General features: G+C 72.7%; 10 protein-coding genes. 7 read left to right on the forward strand and 3 right to left on the reverse strand.

Features of this window, described 5'->3' with window-relative positions; genetic code table 11:
- Window positions 1–85: 85 nt before the first annotated feature.
- Both VFO68_RS28120 and VFO68_RS28125 read right to left on the reverse strand, forming a co-directional pair.
- On the reverse strand, window positions 86–790 hold the full coding sequence (locus tag VFO68_RS28120) for a hypothetical protein (RefSeq protein WP_325161421.1): 705 nt from the start codon (window positions 788–790) through the stop codon (window positions 86–88).
- 115 nt (window positions 791–905) lie between these two features.
- Entirely contained in the window at window positions 906–1,529 is a 624-nt protein-coding gene (locus VFO68_RS28125) for an AMIN-like domain-containing (lipo)protein (RefSeq protein WP_325161422.1), read from the reverse strand.
- A 188-nt stretch (window positions 1,530–1,717) separates the two neighbouring features.
- Here VFO68_RS28125 and VFO68_RS28130 point away from each other — a divergent pair, with 188 nt between their 5' ends.
- A complete protein-coding gene (locus tag VFO68_RS28130; protein ID WP_325161423.1) occupies window positions 1,718–5,716 on the forward strand; it encodes an ExeM/NucH family extracellular endonuclease in 3,999 nt (1,332 codons plus the stop codon).
- Between the two features lie 49 nt (window positions 5,717–5,765).
- Here VFO68_RS28130 and VFO68_RS28135 read toward each other — a convergent pair whose 3' ends face one another.
- Window positions 5,766–6,206 (reverse strand): Hsp20/alpha crystallin family protein, encoded by a 441-nt coding sequence (locus VFO68_RS28135; RefSeq protein WP_325161424.1) that lies wholly within the window; start codon window positions 6,204–6,206, stop codon window positions 5,766–5,768.
- A gap of 104 nt (window positions 6,207–6,310) precedes the next feature.
- Between VFO68_RS28135 and VFO68_RS28140 the strand changes: the two genes are divergently transcribed.
- The 6 genes from VFO68_RS28140 to VFO68_RS28165 all read left to right on the forward strand — a co-directional run.
- Window positions 6,311–6,955, forward strand: a complete 645-nt coding sequence (locus VFO68_RS28140) for an HSP18 transcriptional regulator (protein ID WP_414635592.1) — start codon at window positions 6,311–6,313, stop codon at window positions 6,953–6,955.
- A gap of 45 nt (window positions 6,956–7,000) precedes the next feature.
- Window positions 7,001–7,744: a ZIP family zinc transporter gene (locus VFO68_RS28145; protein WP_325161425.1), complete on the forward strand. Its 744-nt coding sequence runs from the start codon at window positions 7,001–7,003 to the stop codon at window positions 7,742–7,744.
- Window positions 7,745–7,922: 178 nt separating this feature from the next.
- Window positions 7,923–10,598, forward strand: a complete 2,676-nt coding sequence (locus tag VFO68_RS28150; RefSeq protein ID WP_325161426.1) for an MGH1-like glycoside hydrolase domain-containing protein — start codon at window positions 7,923–7,925, stop codon at window positions 10,596–10,598.
- On the forward strand, window positions 10,595–12,697 hold the full coding sequence (gene glgX, locus VFO68_RS28155) for a glycogen debranching protein GlgX (protein ID WP_325161427.1): 2,103 nt from the start codon (window positions 10,595–10,597) through the stop codon (window positions 12,695–12,697). Before VFO68_RS28150 ends, glgX begins: the two co-directional genes overlap by 4 nt.
- Before the next feature lie 67 nt (window positions 12,698–12,764).
- Window positions 12,765–13,445, forward strand: a complete 681-nt coding sequence (locus VFO68_RS28160; RefSeq protein ID WP_325161428.1) for a VanZ family protein — start codon at window positions 12,765–12,767, stop codon at window positions 13,443–13,445.
- 81 nt (window positions 13,446–13,526) lie between these two features.
- The coding region (locus VFO68_RS28165; protein WP_325161429.1) for a hypothetical protein at window positions 13,527–15,741 on the forward strand (2,215 nt) is incomplete at its 3' end.

Raw genomic sequence — 15,741 nt, forward strand, 5'->3', positions numbered from 1 at the left:
GGGCGGCTCCTCACCCCGGCAACGAACACCGCCGTGCCGATCCGACACCGCGTCCGGACTTCTTGCGAAGATTTTCCGACCGGCCTCAGGGCACGTCTTCGGTCGCGGTGTCCTCGACCGGTGAGTAGCGCGGGCCGGAGCCGGTGACGACGTGCTCCCAGCGCGTGCCGGGATCCGGAGTGGTGGACCAGGTCGGCAGCGTGCAGGCGGTGGAGTTGGAGCAGTTGTTCTCCTGCTGGTGGACCAGCCGGCCGTCGCAGTAGATGTCGCCGACGACGCGCAGCGAGCCGCGCGGCCAGCCGGTGGTGTTGCCGGTGGCGCTGATCATGTTGCTGCTGGAGTTGTAGGTCAGGACCGCCGTCGCCACAGGGGTTCCGACCACGAGCGGGAGCGGTTCGGCGGACGCGTCGGCCTGCTCCCAGTAGTCGCCGTAGGCGCACTGGTGCTCCGCGCCGTGGCCCTTGCCGTACACGCACGGCGAGGACATCTGGTCGTTCTCCGCGCAGCTCGGGCACGGCCCCAGGTCGCAGACCTGGTGCTCGGGAACGCCTCCGGGCGGCAGGCCGCCGTCGCCGTACCCGCCGTCGCCGTACCCACCGTCGCCGTAGGACGCCGACGCGCCACCGCCGCCGGAGGACCCACCCCCCGCGTCACCGGTCGCCCAGTCCCACGCCTCGCCGGCCGTTTCCGTGACCGTGTTCCACGCCTGTTCGACGGCCTGCCACGCGGAACCGTCCCACCACCAGTTGCCGTCCTCGGAAACCTGCGCGCCTTCGGGAACATTGCTCATCGCCGACACCTCCCCAAGGACCAAGTGCACCTCGCGGGCGCCGGCCGGCACAGTACGCAATGTGCGCCCTAAGGGGCGGCGGGCGGCACCCGTGCGCCGGCACCGGCCGGATGTATCACGGGTGGGCGATGTCGAGGACCAGCTTTCGGGTGTGGTTCGCGGGGTCGAGCTGGGTGGACACCTGGAACGGCAGCATCGCGCTGACCCCGACGGCGATGGTGCACTGGCCCTCGAAGAACCCGGCGAACCGGATGGCGCGCAGGCTCTGCCAACCGGCGAGCTGGCTTTCGGTGTAGAGGTAGTCGCCGGTCCGGGCGAAGACCTCGGCTCCGGAGGAATCGAAGCCCTGCGCCGGCGCGCGCACCACCACCTGAAGGGCAGTGCCGGGAACCGGGACCGGCTGGCCGGACCCGTCCGCGGTGACGACCGGCACGTAGCTCGCGAAGTAGCCGGCCTCCGCCGGGCCGGCGATGTCGAACACCACCCGGTCGTAACAGTCGTGCCGGCCGGCACGGACCTCGAACAGCGCGTCGGTCGACTGCGCGGGGGCCTCCTTCTGGCCGGTGCCCCAGGCCAGCGTTTGCCCGCAGTCGGCCGGCGCCACGGTGCTGGACGGCGCCGACGACCCGGTGGGCGGCGGCGGCGTGGACGTACCGGGCGACGGACTGGCGACCGGCCCGCCGCAGGCGGCCGCAAGGGCGGCGACACCGGCCAGGACCAGCGAGATCGTGGTGCGCATTGTGGACTCCCGCTTCGTTTGATGTTCAGGACGCCGAAGCCTGGCCTCAGGTTGTGAGGTGGTGACCCAGGTACGTACCGTCACGGTTGGATGGCAGGAGATGAACGCTGCCCAAACGGGCCTACCGGGATTCGCGCCGGCGATCTAGCGTGCCTGTCACTGTCGCCACCCGCTCCAGGAGATGCCCCGTGCGCCCCCGTCTACGCCGTTCGCTCGCAGGTACCGCCGTCGCCGCGTTGGTCGTCCCGTTGGTCGGGGTGCTGGGCGCCCCGCCGGTGCTGGCCGCCGGGTTCGGCGCCGGCAACATCGTGGTCGCCCGGGTGGGCACCGGCGCGGCCGCGCTGAGCAACGCCGCCACCCCGGTCTTCCTCGACGAGTACACCCCGGCCGGCGCCCTGGTGCAGTCCGTGGCGCTGCCGACCGCGACCGCGGGCGCCCAGCGGCGGGTGACCCTGGGCGGCACCGCGACCACCGAGGGCGCGCTGGCCCTGTCCCAGGACGGGCGCTACCTGACCCTCGGCGGCTACGACGCCGACCCCGGCACGGCGGCCGTGAACGGTACGAGCAGCGCCACGGTCAACCGGGTCGTTGCCCGGGTGGACGGCGCCGGAGCGGTGGACTCCTCGACCGCGATCGCCGACGCGTTCAGCGGTGGCAGCGTGCGGGGCGCGGTCACCGACGACGGCGGCCGGTTCTGGGCGGTCGGCGCCAGCGGCGGGGTCCGGCTGGCCAACCTCGGCGGCGGGCCCACCACGCAGCTCAACAGCGCCGCCCCCACCAACCTGCGCACGGTCGGGATCGCGGGCGGCCAACTCTACGTCGGCACCGGCAGCGGCACCGCCGGTGTCTACACGGTCGGCGCCGGCCTGCCCACCACGGCCGGCCAGACGCCGGCGCTGGTCGCGGCGGCGCCCGGCGCCTACGGTTTCGCCGCGCTGGACCGCGACCCGGCCGTGGCCGGGGTGGACACCCTCTACGTCGCCGACGAGTCCGCCGCGCCGGGCGGCGGCGTGCTGAAGTTCTCCTTCGACGGCAGCACCTGGACCGCGCGGGGCAACTTCCGCCCGGCCGGCAGCGGCATCCGCGGGCTGACCGGCGCGGTCACCCCGGCCGGCGCGACCCTCTACGCCACCACGAACGCGGTCAACAACACTCTGGTGAAGGTGGACGACGCCGCGGCGTTCGACGCCCCGATCAGCGCCACCGCGACCGTGCTCGGCAACGCGCCGGCCAACACGGCCTTCCGCGGGGTGGCCTTCGCCCCGGCCGGCTCGGGAACGCCGGCCGGCCCGACGATCACCGCCCAGCCGCAGGACGCCACGGTGAGCCCGGGCGGCACCGCGACCCTGTCGGTGACCGCCGCCGGCACCGGCCCACTGACCTACCAGTGGTACCAGGGCAATGCGGGCGACACCGCCAACCCGGCCGGGAGCACCGCGCCGTCGTTCACCACCCCGGCCCTGACCGCGACCACCGCGTACTGGGTGCGGGTCAGCGGGCCCGGCGGGTCGGCGGACAGCCGCACCGCGACGGTGACCGTGGGCGCCGCGCCGTCCTGTACCGGCCCGGTGACCGCGATCGGCGCGGTGCAGGGGACCACCGATGTCAGCCCGGTGGCCGGCCAGACGGTGACCGTGCGCGGCACCGTGGTCGCCGACTACGAGGGCGCTCAGCCGGCGCTGCGCGGGTTCTACCTGCAGGACGCCGGTGACGGCAATCCGTCCACTTCCGACGGTGTGTTCGTGTTCGACAACGGCGCGAACCTGGTGTCCAACGGCGATCTCGTCGAGGTCACCGGACCGGTGTCGGAGTTCCAGGGCCAGACCCAACTCTCCGCCCAGGCCACCGGGATCTCGGTGTGCGGGCCGGGAAGCGCCGCTGCGGCGGACGTGACCCTGCCGCGCGCCAGCGCATCCGACCTCGAGCCCTACGAGGGCATGCTGGTCCGCTTCCACCAGACGCTGACCGTCACCGAGCACTTCCAGCTCGGCCGGTTCGGTCAGGTGGTGGTCTCCTCCGGGGGCCGGCTGCGGCAGCCGACGGCCGACATCCGGGCCACCGACCAGGCCGCGGTGCAGGCCGCGCAGAACGCCAACAACCTCAACCGGTTGATCATCGATGACGCCACCCAGGCGCAGAACCCCGACCCGATCGTCTTCGGCCGGGGCGGCGCGCCGCTGTCGGCGAGCAACACGCTGCGCGGCGGGGACACGGTGACCGACCCGGTCGGCGTGCTGACCTTCACCTGGGCCGGCAACGCGGCCAGCGGCAACGCCTACCGGCTGCGCCCGGTCGGTTCGCTGGGTGGCACGGCGGTGTTCGAGCCGGGCAACGAGCGCCCGGCGGCGCCGCCGGAGACCGGCGCCGGCGGCATCAAGGTGGCCAGTGCCAACCTGTTGAACTTCTTCAACACGTTCACCGGCTGCCGGTTCGGCACGGTCGGCGGGCCTGCGGACTGCCGCGGCGCCACGGACGCCACCGAGTACCAGCGTCAGCTGGCCAAGGAGGTCGCCTCGCTGCGCTTCCTGAACGCCGATGTCGTCGGCTACATGGAGATGGAGAACGACGGCTACGGCCCGTCCAGCGCGGTGCAGGCGCTGGTGGACGCGCTCAACGCCGTGGACGGCCCGGGCGCCTGGGCCTTCGTGGACGCGGACGCGGCGACCGGCGTGGTCGACGTGGCCGGCACCGACGCGATCAAGGCCGGGCTGCTGTACCGGACGGCGTCGGTGACCCCGGTGGCCGGCGCCACGTTCGTCGACCAGAACCCGGTCTTCGAGCGGCGACCGGTGGCGCAGACCTTCAGCACCGCGACCGGCGCGCGGTTCACCGTGATCGCGAACCACTTCAAGTCCAAGGGTTCCTGCCCGGCCTCGGGTCCGGACACCGACCAGGGCGACGGGCAGAGCTGCTGGAACCCGCGCCGCACCGCGCAGGCCAACGAGCTGGCGAGCTGGGTGGCCGGCACGGTGGTGCCCGGCGCGGGCGATCCCGACGTGCTGATCGTGGGTGACCTGAACTCCTACGCCGGCGAGGACCCGATCGCGGCACTGGAGTCGGCCGGATACACCAACCTGGTCCGCGCCTTCCACGGTCTGGACGCCTACTCCTACGTGTTCGACGGCCAGTGGGGCTATCTGGACTACGTGCTCGCGTCGGCGTCGATGACCGGTCAGGTCACCGGGGCCGGCGACGCGCACCACAACGCCGACGAGCCGTCGGTGCTGGACTACAACACCGACTTCAAGACGCCCGGCCAGGTCGCCTCGCTCTACGCGCCGGACCGGTTCCGCACCAGCGACCACGATCCGGTGCTGGTCGGCCTGAACCTCGGTGTCGCGCCGACCATCGCGGGCACGCCGCCCGCGGGCACCGCCGGAACGCCGTACTCGTTCGCCTTCACGGTCAGCCCCGGCTCGACCGTGACGACGGTGGCCGGTTCGCTGCCGCCGGGGTTGAGTCTCGGCGCGGACGGGACGGTCTCCGGCACGCCGACCACCGCAGGCGACTTCGCCGTGACCGTGCGCGCCGCCAACGCGTTCGGCTCGGCCGAGTTAGCCACGTCGATCCACATCGCACCGGGCACGACCAGCACGGTGCTGACCTCGTCGGCCAACCCGGCAACGGTCGGCGACGCTGTGCGGTTCACCGCAACGGTTTCCGGGGCGCCGACCGGCGGCACGGTCGCGTTCACCGTGGACGGGCAGCCGTTCGGCTCTCCGGTCGCGGTGGTGAACGGGGTGGCGACCAGCGGGCCGCTGTCGACCCTGAACCTGGGCGCGCACGCGGTCACCGCGACCTACTCGGGCACCGAGTCGTTCCAGGGCAGCAGCGGATCGCTGACGCAGTTGGTGGTGCTCGGTGTCCGGGTGCTCTCGCCGTCCGACGGCGCGCGGATCCGGGCCGGGTCGGTGGTGCCGGTGACCTTCCAGCTCACCGACGCCGCCGGCAAGCCGATCTCGCACCTGGCCGCGGTACTGCTGGTGCTCTGCGGGCGGGTGAGCGTGTCGGCCGGTGGCGCGCAGGCGCTTCCGGCGCTGCCGCCGCTCTACGATCCGCTCACCGGCCGGTTCGCGCTGCTGTGGCCGACGGCCCGGCACCGCACCGGTCCGGTGACGATCACCATCACGATCACCTATCCGGGCGCGCCTGCCCAGCAGGTGACCGTGCCGATCACGTTGACCTGAACGGCAAAGGGCTCCGGCCAACTGGCCGGAGCCCTTTCTTGCCGACTGGTCAGGCGTTGATCTCCCGGCGGCCGGTGTCCGTGCCGTCGATGGTGATCTTGCGCGGCTTGGCCTTCTCCGCGATCGGGATACGCAGGGTCAGCACACCCGCCTCGTAGCTGGCGTTGATGTGGTCGGTGTCCAGCGTGTCACCGAGGAACAGCTGGCGGGAGAACACGCCCAGCGGACGTTCGGCGACCTGCATCTCCACGTTGTCGCCGGTGGTGACGGGCCGGCGTTCGGCCTTCACGGTGAGCACGTTGCGCTCGACGTCGAGGTCGATGGCCCCCGGGTCGACGCCGGGCAGGTCGAAGGAGACCACGAACTCGTCACCGACGCGGTAGGCGTCCATCGGCATGGCCGTGGGTCGGGACCATGTCCCGGCGACGTTGCCGAAGACCTGCTGGGTCAGGCGGTCGAGCTCACGGAACGGGTCGGTGCGCATCAACATTGGTGGAACCCTCCTCAACTGACGTCTGGTGTCAACACGCACTACAGGTATAACATGTCGTCCATCCGATGACAAGTAGGTCGTCGTCGAAAGGATGACAAGAGGTGGACGCCCTGGATCTGCTGCGTGGACACGTCGACCCGGTCCCGGGTCCGGTCACCGAGGCGGTCGCCCTGGTGCAGGCCGCCCTGGCCGACCCGGAGGCGGACTGCCTCGCCCTGATCGCCGCGCTCACCGTGCTGCGTGAGGTGCGCGACGAGCTGGCCGCCTGGGAGCCCCGGCTGATCACCGCCGCCCGCGAGTGCGGCGCGAGCTGGGCGTCGCTGGCTCCGGCCCTGGGCGTGACCAGCCGGCAGGCGGCCGAGCGGCGCTACCTGCGGCTGCGCCCCTCGCCGACCGGGGAGGCGACCGGGGAGGGCCGGGTGCGGGCCGAGCGCGACAAGCGCGCGGGCGACCGCGCGGTGAGCGAGTGGGCCAGGCGCAACTCCGCCGTGCTGCGCCAGCTTGCCGGCCAGGTGAGCGGGCTGGACGGGCTGTCCGGCCCGGCCCAACGACACGCCGACCGTCTCGGCGCGGCCCTGGCCGACAACGACCCGGCCACCCTGCTCGCCCCGCTGGCCGACACGCGGGACCACCTCCGGACCAGCCACGCGGCCCTGGCCGAGCGGATCGCCTCGGTCACCGAGCACACCGAGGCGCTGCGCCGCCACACCCAGGACGGGCGCAAATCCCCGCCCACCGGCGGCTGACCCGGCAGAATCCCTCCCGCGCCTGCCGGGCCGAGAGGAGACGCCGTGTCAGAGCTGCTGGCGGCCGGAGGCTGGGGACTGCTGGCCGGATCGGCGCTGCTGCTCGGCGCCCTGGCCGGCTACCTGGTGCGGGTGCCGCCGAAGGTGGTGGCCAGCGTCATGGCGTTCGGCGCCGGCGTGCTGCTCTCCGCGGTGTCGTTCGACCTGATCGACGAGGCCTACCAGCTGGGCGGCGCGGCGCCGACAGTGTTCGGCGCCGCGGGCGGTGCGGTGGTCTTCACCGTGGCCAACCTGGTCCTGGCCGCACAGGGTGCCAGGCATCGCAAGCGCTCCGGCGCGCAGCAGGCCGGCGACTCCGGCTCCGGCACCGCGATCGCGCTGGGCGCGTTGCTGGACGGCGTGCCGGAGTCGATCGTGATCGGCACCAGCCTGCTCAGCGGCGGTTCGGTGAGCGTCACCATGATCGCGGCGGTGTTCATCAGCAATGTCCCGGAAGGACTGTCCAGCGCGGCCGGGATGCGGAGGGCCGGGCGCGGACCGGGCTACGTGTTCGGCGTGTGGGCGTCGATCGCGGTGATCAGCGGGCTGGCCGCGATGTTCGGCTACGGGGTGCTCGGGGACGCCTCGCCCACCGTGCTCGCCGTGATCATCGCCTCGGCCGGCGGCGCGATCCTGGCGATGATCGCCGACACGATGATCCCGGAGGCGTTCGACGACGCGCACCTGCTGATCGGCATCATCACGGTCGCCGGGTTCCTCACCGCCTACGGCCTCTCGCAATGGGAATGACCCGACAGCTCACCCGTTTCGGGTTATCTCGACGCGCAGCGCTCGTTGCCCGGATGTGTGCGTAATACGCTGGCTCGGATGGGCCGCAGGACGCCACGAAGAGGGGAACGACGTGACCGCAAAGGCACGTGGCGCGGTGCCTACCCCGCGCAAACCCACCGGAGCCGAACGAGCGCGGATGTCCGATCCGGGCGACGGGCAGCGGGACGAGTGGTACCTGTGGGGGCCCTATCTCAGTGAGCGCCAGTGGGGGACGGTGCGCGAGGACTACAGCCCCGACGGCGAGGCGTGGAACTACCTGCCGCACGACCACGCCCGGTCCCGGGCCTACCGCTGGGGCGAGGACGGCCTGGCCGGGTTCAGCGACATCCAGCAGCGGCTGTGCGTGGCGCTGGCGCTGTGGAACGGCCGCGACCCGATTCTCAAGGAACGCCTCTACGGGTTGTCCGGACCGGAGGGAAACCACGGCGAGGACGCCAAGGAGTACTGGTGGTACCTCGACGCGCTGCCCAGCCATGCCTGGAACCGCTGGCGCTACCACTACCCGCAGGCGGCCTTTCCGTACGAGGACCTGCGGGTGGAGAACGGCCGGCGCGGTCGCGACGATCCCGAGTACGAGTTGCTGGACACCGGCGTGTTCGACGACGACCGGTACTGGATCGTGGAGGTGCACTACGCCAAGGCGAGCCCGACCGATCTGCTGATGACGGTGCAGGTCACCAACGCCGGCCCGGATGCGGCGACGCTGCACGTGCTGCCGACGGTCTGGTTCCGCAACACCTGGTCCTGGACCGGCGACGCGCCGCGGCCGGAGCTGGCCGCGACCGGGCAGGGCACGGTCGACATCACCGAACCGTCGTTCCTCGGTGAGCTGGAACTGCTGGCCGCGCCCGGCCCGGACGGCGTCGCGCCGACGTTGTTGTTCTGCGACAACGAGACCAACCCGGCACGGCACGGCGGCACGGCCGCCGGCAGCGCATACCCGAAGGACGGGGTCAACGACCACGTCGTGTCCGGGGCGGCCACCGTGAACCCGGCGCAGCGGGGCACCAAGTGCGCCGCCTGGTACCGCCTCGCCGTCCCGCCCGGCGCCACCGTGGAGCTGCGCCTTCGGTTGCGCCCCAAGGGGATCGGCTCGGACGCCGGGACCGCCATCGGGTCCGAGTACGACGGTGTGCTCGCGGTCCGCCGGGCCGAGGCCGACGAGTTCTACGCCGACCTGACCCCGCCGGCCGCGTCCGCCGACGAGGCTTCGGTGATGCGCCAGGCGTTCGGCGGAATGCTGTGGAGCAAACAGCTCTACTACTACGACGTGGCCCGCTGGCTGGACGGCGACCCGGGCCAGCCGGTCCCGCCGCCGACCCGGCTGACCGGTCGCAACCACCGGTGGCGCACCTTCAGCGCCTTCGACGTCATGTCGATGCCGGACAAGTGGGAGTATCCCTGGTTCGCCGCCTGGGACCTGGCCTTCCACTGCGTCGCACTGGCACACGTGGATCCGGTGTTCGCCAAGAACCAGTTGCTGCTGGTGTGCCGGGAGTGGTTCCAGCACCCCAACGGCGCGCTGCCGGCCTACGAGTGGGACTTCGGCGACGTCAACCCGCCGGTGCACGCCCTGGCGGCGTTGGAGGTGTTCAACCTCGACGGCGCGCGGGACCTGGACTTCCTCAGCCTGGTGTTCGACAAGCTGATGGTCAACTTCACCTGGTGGGTCAACCGGCAGGACATCGAGGGCACGAACCTGTTCGAGGGCGGGTTCCTCGGCCTGGACAACATCGGCCCACTGGACCGCTCGCACCTGCCGGTCACCGGCAGCCTGCAGCAGTCCGACGCCACCGGCTGGATGGCCACCTTCGCGCTGGCGATGGTGCCGATCGCCTCGATCCTGCACCGCTCCGGCAGCCGTCCGGCCCGCGACCTGGTGCGCAAGTTCCTCGAACACTTCGCCCAGATCCGCAAAGCACTGGAACAGCAGGGCATGTGGGACGAGGCGGACGGCCTGTTCTACGACCGGATCAGCACGCCCGCCGGGACCATGCCGGTGAAGGTGCACTCGATGGTCGCCATCATCCCGATGCTGGCCGCCGCCGTCATCGACGAGTCGACGCTCGACGAGGTCGCGGGGGCCCGCAAGATGTTCGCCGAGTTGCTCGCCCGGCACGGCTGGCACAACGCCCGGCAGCTGGCCGAGGCCGGCCTGTTGCGCGGCGAGCCGGGACAGCGGCGGTTGCTGGTGAGCGCGGTCGGGGTCGAGCGTGTCCAGCGGCTGCTCGCGAAGCTGTTCGATGCCGGGGAGTTCCTGTCCCCGTACGGGTTGCGCTCGCTTTCCCGGTTCCACCACGAGCACCCGTACGAGATCGACGTGGCCGGGGTGCGGGCCACCATCGACTACGAGCCGGCCGAGTCGAACGTGACGATGTTCGGCGGAAACTCGAACTGGCGCGGTCCGGTGTGGTTTCCGCTGAACTTCCTGGCGACCGCGGCACTCGACCGGTACCACCGGTTCTTCGGCGACGACCTGAAGGTCGAGTACCCCACCGGTTCCGGCGATCTGAAGAGTCTGGCCGAGGTGTCCGCCGATCTGAGCGCCCGGCTGGTGTCGATCTTCCTGGTCGGGCCGGACGGCCGGCGGCCGTGTTTCGGCGCCATCGAGCGGTTCCAGCGCGACCCGAACTGGAAGGACAACATCTTGTTCTACGAGTACTTCCACGGCGACAACGCGGCCGGGCTCGGCGCCTCCCATCAGACCGGTTGGACCGGCCTGGTGGCCGACCTGATCCGCCGCCGGCACGGCCTGGTTCCCTCGCTGGCCGAAACCGTCCAGGGCCGGCCCGAGCGGGTGGCCAAGCCGTGACCCCGGCGACCCTGCCCGGCCTCCCGTTTCCGCTGGGCGCCACGCCGGGGCCGGACGGCACCAACTTCGCCGTCGTGTCCGGTGGGGACGGGGTGCTGCTGTGCCTGTTCGACGCCGACGGCACCGAGACCCAGGTGCCGCTGGAGGAACGCGACGGCGAGATCTGGCACGCCTTCGTGCCGGGCATCCGGCCCGGTCAGGCCTACGGGTATCGGGTCACCGGCCCGTACGACCCGCGGCGCGGCCTGCGCTGCAACCCGGCCAAGCTGCTGATCGACCCCTACACCCGGGCGATCGACGGGCAGGTGCGGTTCGGTCCCGAGGTGTACGGCCACGTCGATGGCGACTCGTGGGCGCCGAGCACCCTCGACTCGGCCGGGCACATCCCGCGTGGTCTGGTGGTGGACACCTCCTTCGACTGGACCGGCCGGGAGCGCCCGCAAACGTCCTATGTGGACACCGTGCTGTACGAGGTGCACGTCAAGGGTTTCACCGCGGCTCACCCGGGGGTGCCGGAGAAGCTGCGCGGCACCTACGCGGGCCTCGCCCACGAGGCGGCGCTCGGCCACCTGGTCGACCTCGGGGTGACCGCGGTCGAACTGCTTCCGGTGCACCACAACGTGCCCGAGCGGTTCCTGCTCGAACGCGGCCTGACCAACTACTGGGGCTACAACACCATCGGCTACTTCGCGCCGCACGCCGGCTACTCCGCCGCGGTGCGGGCCGGCCGGCCGGGCGGGCAGGTCGAGGAGTTCCAGGAGATGGTGGCCACCCTGCACCACGCCGGCATCGAGGTGATCCTCGACGTGGTGTTCAACCACACCGCCGAACACGACCACCTCGGCCCGACGCTGAGCTTCCGGGGCCTGCACAACCCGGCCTACTACCGGCTCGACCCGCTCGACCCGCGCTACTACGTGGACACCACCGGCTGCGGCAACTCGCTCAACGCGGACAACCCGTTCAGCCTGCAACTCATCATGGACTCGCTGCGGTACTGGCTGATCGAGATGGGTGTGGACGGCTACCGGTTCGACCTCGCTCCGACCCTGGCCCGCGAGCACGGCGGGTTCGACCGGATGGCGGCCTTCTTCGACCTGGTGAATCAGGATCCGGTGGTGTCGCGGTGCAAGCTGATCGCCGAGCCGTGGGACGTCGGCCAGGTGGACAGCTACGACCTCGGCCGGTTCCCGCCGATCTGGAGCGAGTGGAACGGCCGCTACCGCGACGTGATGCGCGACTTCTGGCGCAGCCGCGAGGGTCTGGTCGGCGAGTTCGCCAACCGGCTGTGCGGGTCGTCGGACTACTACCTCTCCGGCTCCCGCCGGCCCACCGCCTCGGTCAACCTGATCACCGTGCACGACGGCTTCACCCTGGCCGACCTGTGTTCCTACGACCGCAAGCACAACGAGGCCAACGGCGAGGACAACCGGGACGGCGCCGACGACAACCGGTCGTGGAACTGCGGCACCGAGGGCCCGACCAACGACCCCGAGATCCGCGCGTTGCGGGCCGGTCAGCAGCGCGCGATGCTCGCCACCCTGCTGCTGTCCTTCGGGGTGCCGATGATCCTCGGCGGCGACGAGATCGGCCGGTCCCAGGGCGGCAACAACAACGCCTACTGCCAGGACAACGAGATCAGCTGGTTCGACTGGTCGGCGCCGGACCGGGAACTGCGGGACTTCACCAGAAGGCTCATCCGGCTTCGCCTGGCGCATCCGGTGTTCCGGCGCCGCCGGTTCCTCACCGGGGCGGCCGCCGAGGAACTGGAGTGGTTCACCCCGGCCGGCGCGCGGATGACGCTGGACGACTGGGCCAACCCGGGTTCGCGCAGCCTCACCCTCTACCTCGACGGCGCCGACAACCCGGACCGCGCGGCGGACGGCAGCCTGCTCACCGACGACGACTTCATGCTGATGGTCAACGCCTGGTGGAAGCCGCTGGACTTCACGCTGCCCGGCACCCGGCAGGCGCAGACCTGGGAGCCGCTGATCGACACGCACGAGCCGGCCGGCGTCGCCCCGTCCGGCAAGCTCACGGCCGGCGACCAGGTCACGGTCGGTCCGCGCTCGCTGGTCCTGCTGCAGAGCCCCGCCTGACAGGTTGTAGCGCGGCCGTAGCGAAACGCGGACGCCTCCGCGACGGTCGTCCGTCTTCAATGGACCCGTGAACCACGATCCGTCCCGAGCCCCGGCCCGCCGCACGTACCAGGTTCTGCTCGCCGGCCTGGCGATCCTCGTCGTGGCGGGCGCGGCGTTCGTCCTGCGCCGGCCGTTGATGATGTCCGCCCCGACGTGCCTGGCCGGACGGTGGCACGGCTGCTTCGACACGTTCAACGGCGTGCTGTTCGTCACGCTGGCCGGGCTGCCGGTGGCCGCACTGGCGGTGTGGGCGCTGGCGCGCGGCCGGCGGGACACCTCGCCGTGGCGGCTGTCGCTGGCCGAGGTGGGGATGGTCTACGGGACGGTGCCGTTCCTGTGGATGATCCTGATGCCGGGCTCGGGGGCCGGCATCGTCCCCGGCCGGGTGAGCCTGGTGCCGATGCGGGATCTGGTCACGATGGGATGGCTCGGGATCGCCGGCAACCTGCTGGTGTTCGCGGCGGTGGGGTTCTTCGCCCCGATGCGGTTCGCGGCGCTGGCCTCCGTGCCCCGGATCGCGGCGCTCGGGGTGGGCTGCTCGGTCCTGGTGGAGACCGCGCAGTACGTCCTGCGGCTGGACCGGGTGTCCTCGGTGGACGACGTGCTGGTCAACACCGCCGGTGTCGTGCTGGCCGCGCTGGCCTCGCGCCGCTGGTGGCGCACGAAGCCCGCTGTTACCGAACCGTCACGCTCCTCTTTCGAGTGAATCAGCGACGCGGTGCGGGCCGGTCCCGGGCAGTCTGTCCAGAGAGGACCGAACCGGGTCGGGGGGCCGACGATCATGGCTGTGACGGTTGCGCCGACGACCTACGGGGCCGCCGCCTACCGCGTGCTCACCGATGCGGTGGCCGCCGCCAAGGGTGGCAACCCGCTCGCGCCGGTGACGGTGCTCGTGCCGGGGGAACGGATCGGGGTGACGGTCCGCCGGGCGCTGGCCCGGGGCGTGCGTCCGGGCGCGCCCGGGGTGGCGGCGGTGCGGGTGCTCACCCTGCGCAGGCTGGCCGAGCAACTCGCCGGCGCCGCCTTCGCCCGGCGCGGCCTGCGCCCGCTGACCGCGCCGGTCCTGGCCGCGGCGGTGCGCGAGGTGCTGCGCGCCGAACCGGGGATCTTCGGTCCGGTGGCCGGGCACATCGGCACCGTGCGCGCCATCGCCCGGGCGCACCGGGCGCTGCGGGCGGTGCCGGAGCCGGTGCTGGACCGCCTCGCCGCGGCCGGCGAGGTGAGCGCCGAGACGGTTCGGCTGCACCGGGTCCTGCGGCACCGGTGCGCCGCGGACTTCTTCGACGAGGCGGACCTGCTCACCTCGGCGGTGGACCGGGCGGGCGGCAGCACCGACCCCGTGCTGGTGTTCCTCCCGCAGGACCTGGACCCGCCGGACACCGCGCTGCTCGCCGCGCTCGGCCGGGTGGTCCCGGTGCACCTCGTGGTCGGTCTGACCGGCGATCCGGCGGCGGACGCCCGGCCGCTGGCGCTGTGCCGGGACCTGGGCGTGCCGGTGCGGTCCAGGACCCATCCGCCGTGCGGGGACGTCGTGCTGCACGCGTCGGACCCGGACGACGAGGTCCGGTGCGTGGTGCGCCGGGCGGTCGCGGCCCTGGCCGACCGGCCCGGGTACCGCGTCGCGGTGCTCTACGGCGCGCCCGACCCGTACGCCCGGCTGGTGCACGAACATCTGGCGCGGGCCGGCGTCCCGGTGTTCGGCGCCGGGGTTCGGCCGACCGCCGAAGGTCGCCTCGGCCGCGCCATCCTCCGGCTGCTTGCTCTGCCCGACAGTCACTTCCGGCGCGGCGACGTGCTGGCGTTCGTCGCCGACGCGCCGGTCTGCCACGCCGGCGCCCGGGTGCCCGCCTCGGCCTGGGAGCGGGTGTCACGGGCCGCGGGCGTGGTGGCCGGCCCGGACTGGGACCGGCTGGCGGACTACGCCGCCCAGCGGGACACCTGGCTCCTCGACCACCCCGACGCGGAGGAGTGGCGGGCCGACCGGGCCCGGCGGGAGGCGGCCACCGCGCGGGCCCTGCACGACTTCGTCGGCTCCGTCCGCAATGGACTGTGCATCGCCGGGCAGGCCCACTCGTGGAGCGAGCTGGGCGAGGCCGTGCTGCGGGTGTGGGACCTGGTGCTGGGCGGGCCGGCGGAGATCGAGCGGCTGGCCCCGGAGGAGCAGCGCGCCGCCGAGCGGATCGCCGGGACGCTGGGGCTGCTGGCCGGGCTGGACGTCTTCGCCGCGGCGCCGGATCTGGTGCTGCTGAGCGAACTGCTGGAGCTGGAGCTGGCCGACGACCTCGACCGGGTCGGCCGGGCCGGCACCGGCGTGCAGGTGGGTCCGGTCGCCGACGGGGTCGGCGCGGACCTCGACCGGGTGTTCGTGCTCGGTGTCGCGGAGGGTCTGCTGCCGGCCCGCGCGGCCGACGATCCGCTGTTGCCGGACCGAGTCCGGGAACTGACCGGCGGCACGCTGCCGACCATGCGGGAGCGGCAGGCCCGCACCCACCGGCAACTGCTGGCCGCGCTGGCCGCGGCGCCGCCGGGCGGCCGCACGCTCAGCTATCCCCGGGGCGACCTGCGCCGGGGCGGGTCCCGGGTCGGCTCCCGGTGGCTCGCGCCCACCCTGGACAACCCGCTGGTCGAGGTGATCGGCTCGCCCTCCTATCCGGGCGCGGTGCGGGCCGAGCCCTACCCGGCGACGCCGCAGGAATGGCGGCAGCGGGCCGCCGTCGACCGCCGCGCCGACGCCCCGGCCGATCCGGTGCTGGACCGGGCCCTCGCGGTCCGGGCGGCCCGGTCCAGCGCGGAGTTCACCGTGTTCGACGGCAACCTGGCCGGGGAGAGCGTGCCGGACCCGACCGGGGCCGCGGTGGTGTCGGCGACCGCGCTGGAGTCCTGGGTGTGCTGCCCGCACGGCTACTTCCTGCGGCACCTGCTGCGCGTCGCGCCGGTCCAGCAACCCGAGGAGGTCGTGCGGATCTCGCCGGCCGACCGCGGCACCGTGCTGCACGACGTGC

It is taken from the genome of Actinophytocola sp. (assembly GCF_035712165.1).
In the GTDB taxonomy this organism is placed as follows: Bacteria; Actinomycetota; Actinomycetes; order Mycobacteriales; family Pseudonocardiaceae; genus DASYTH01.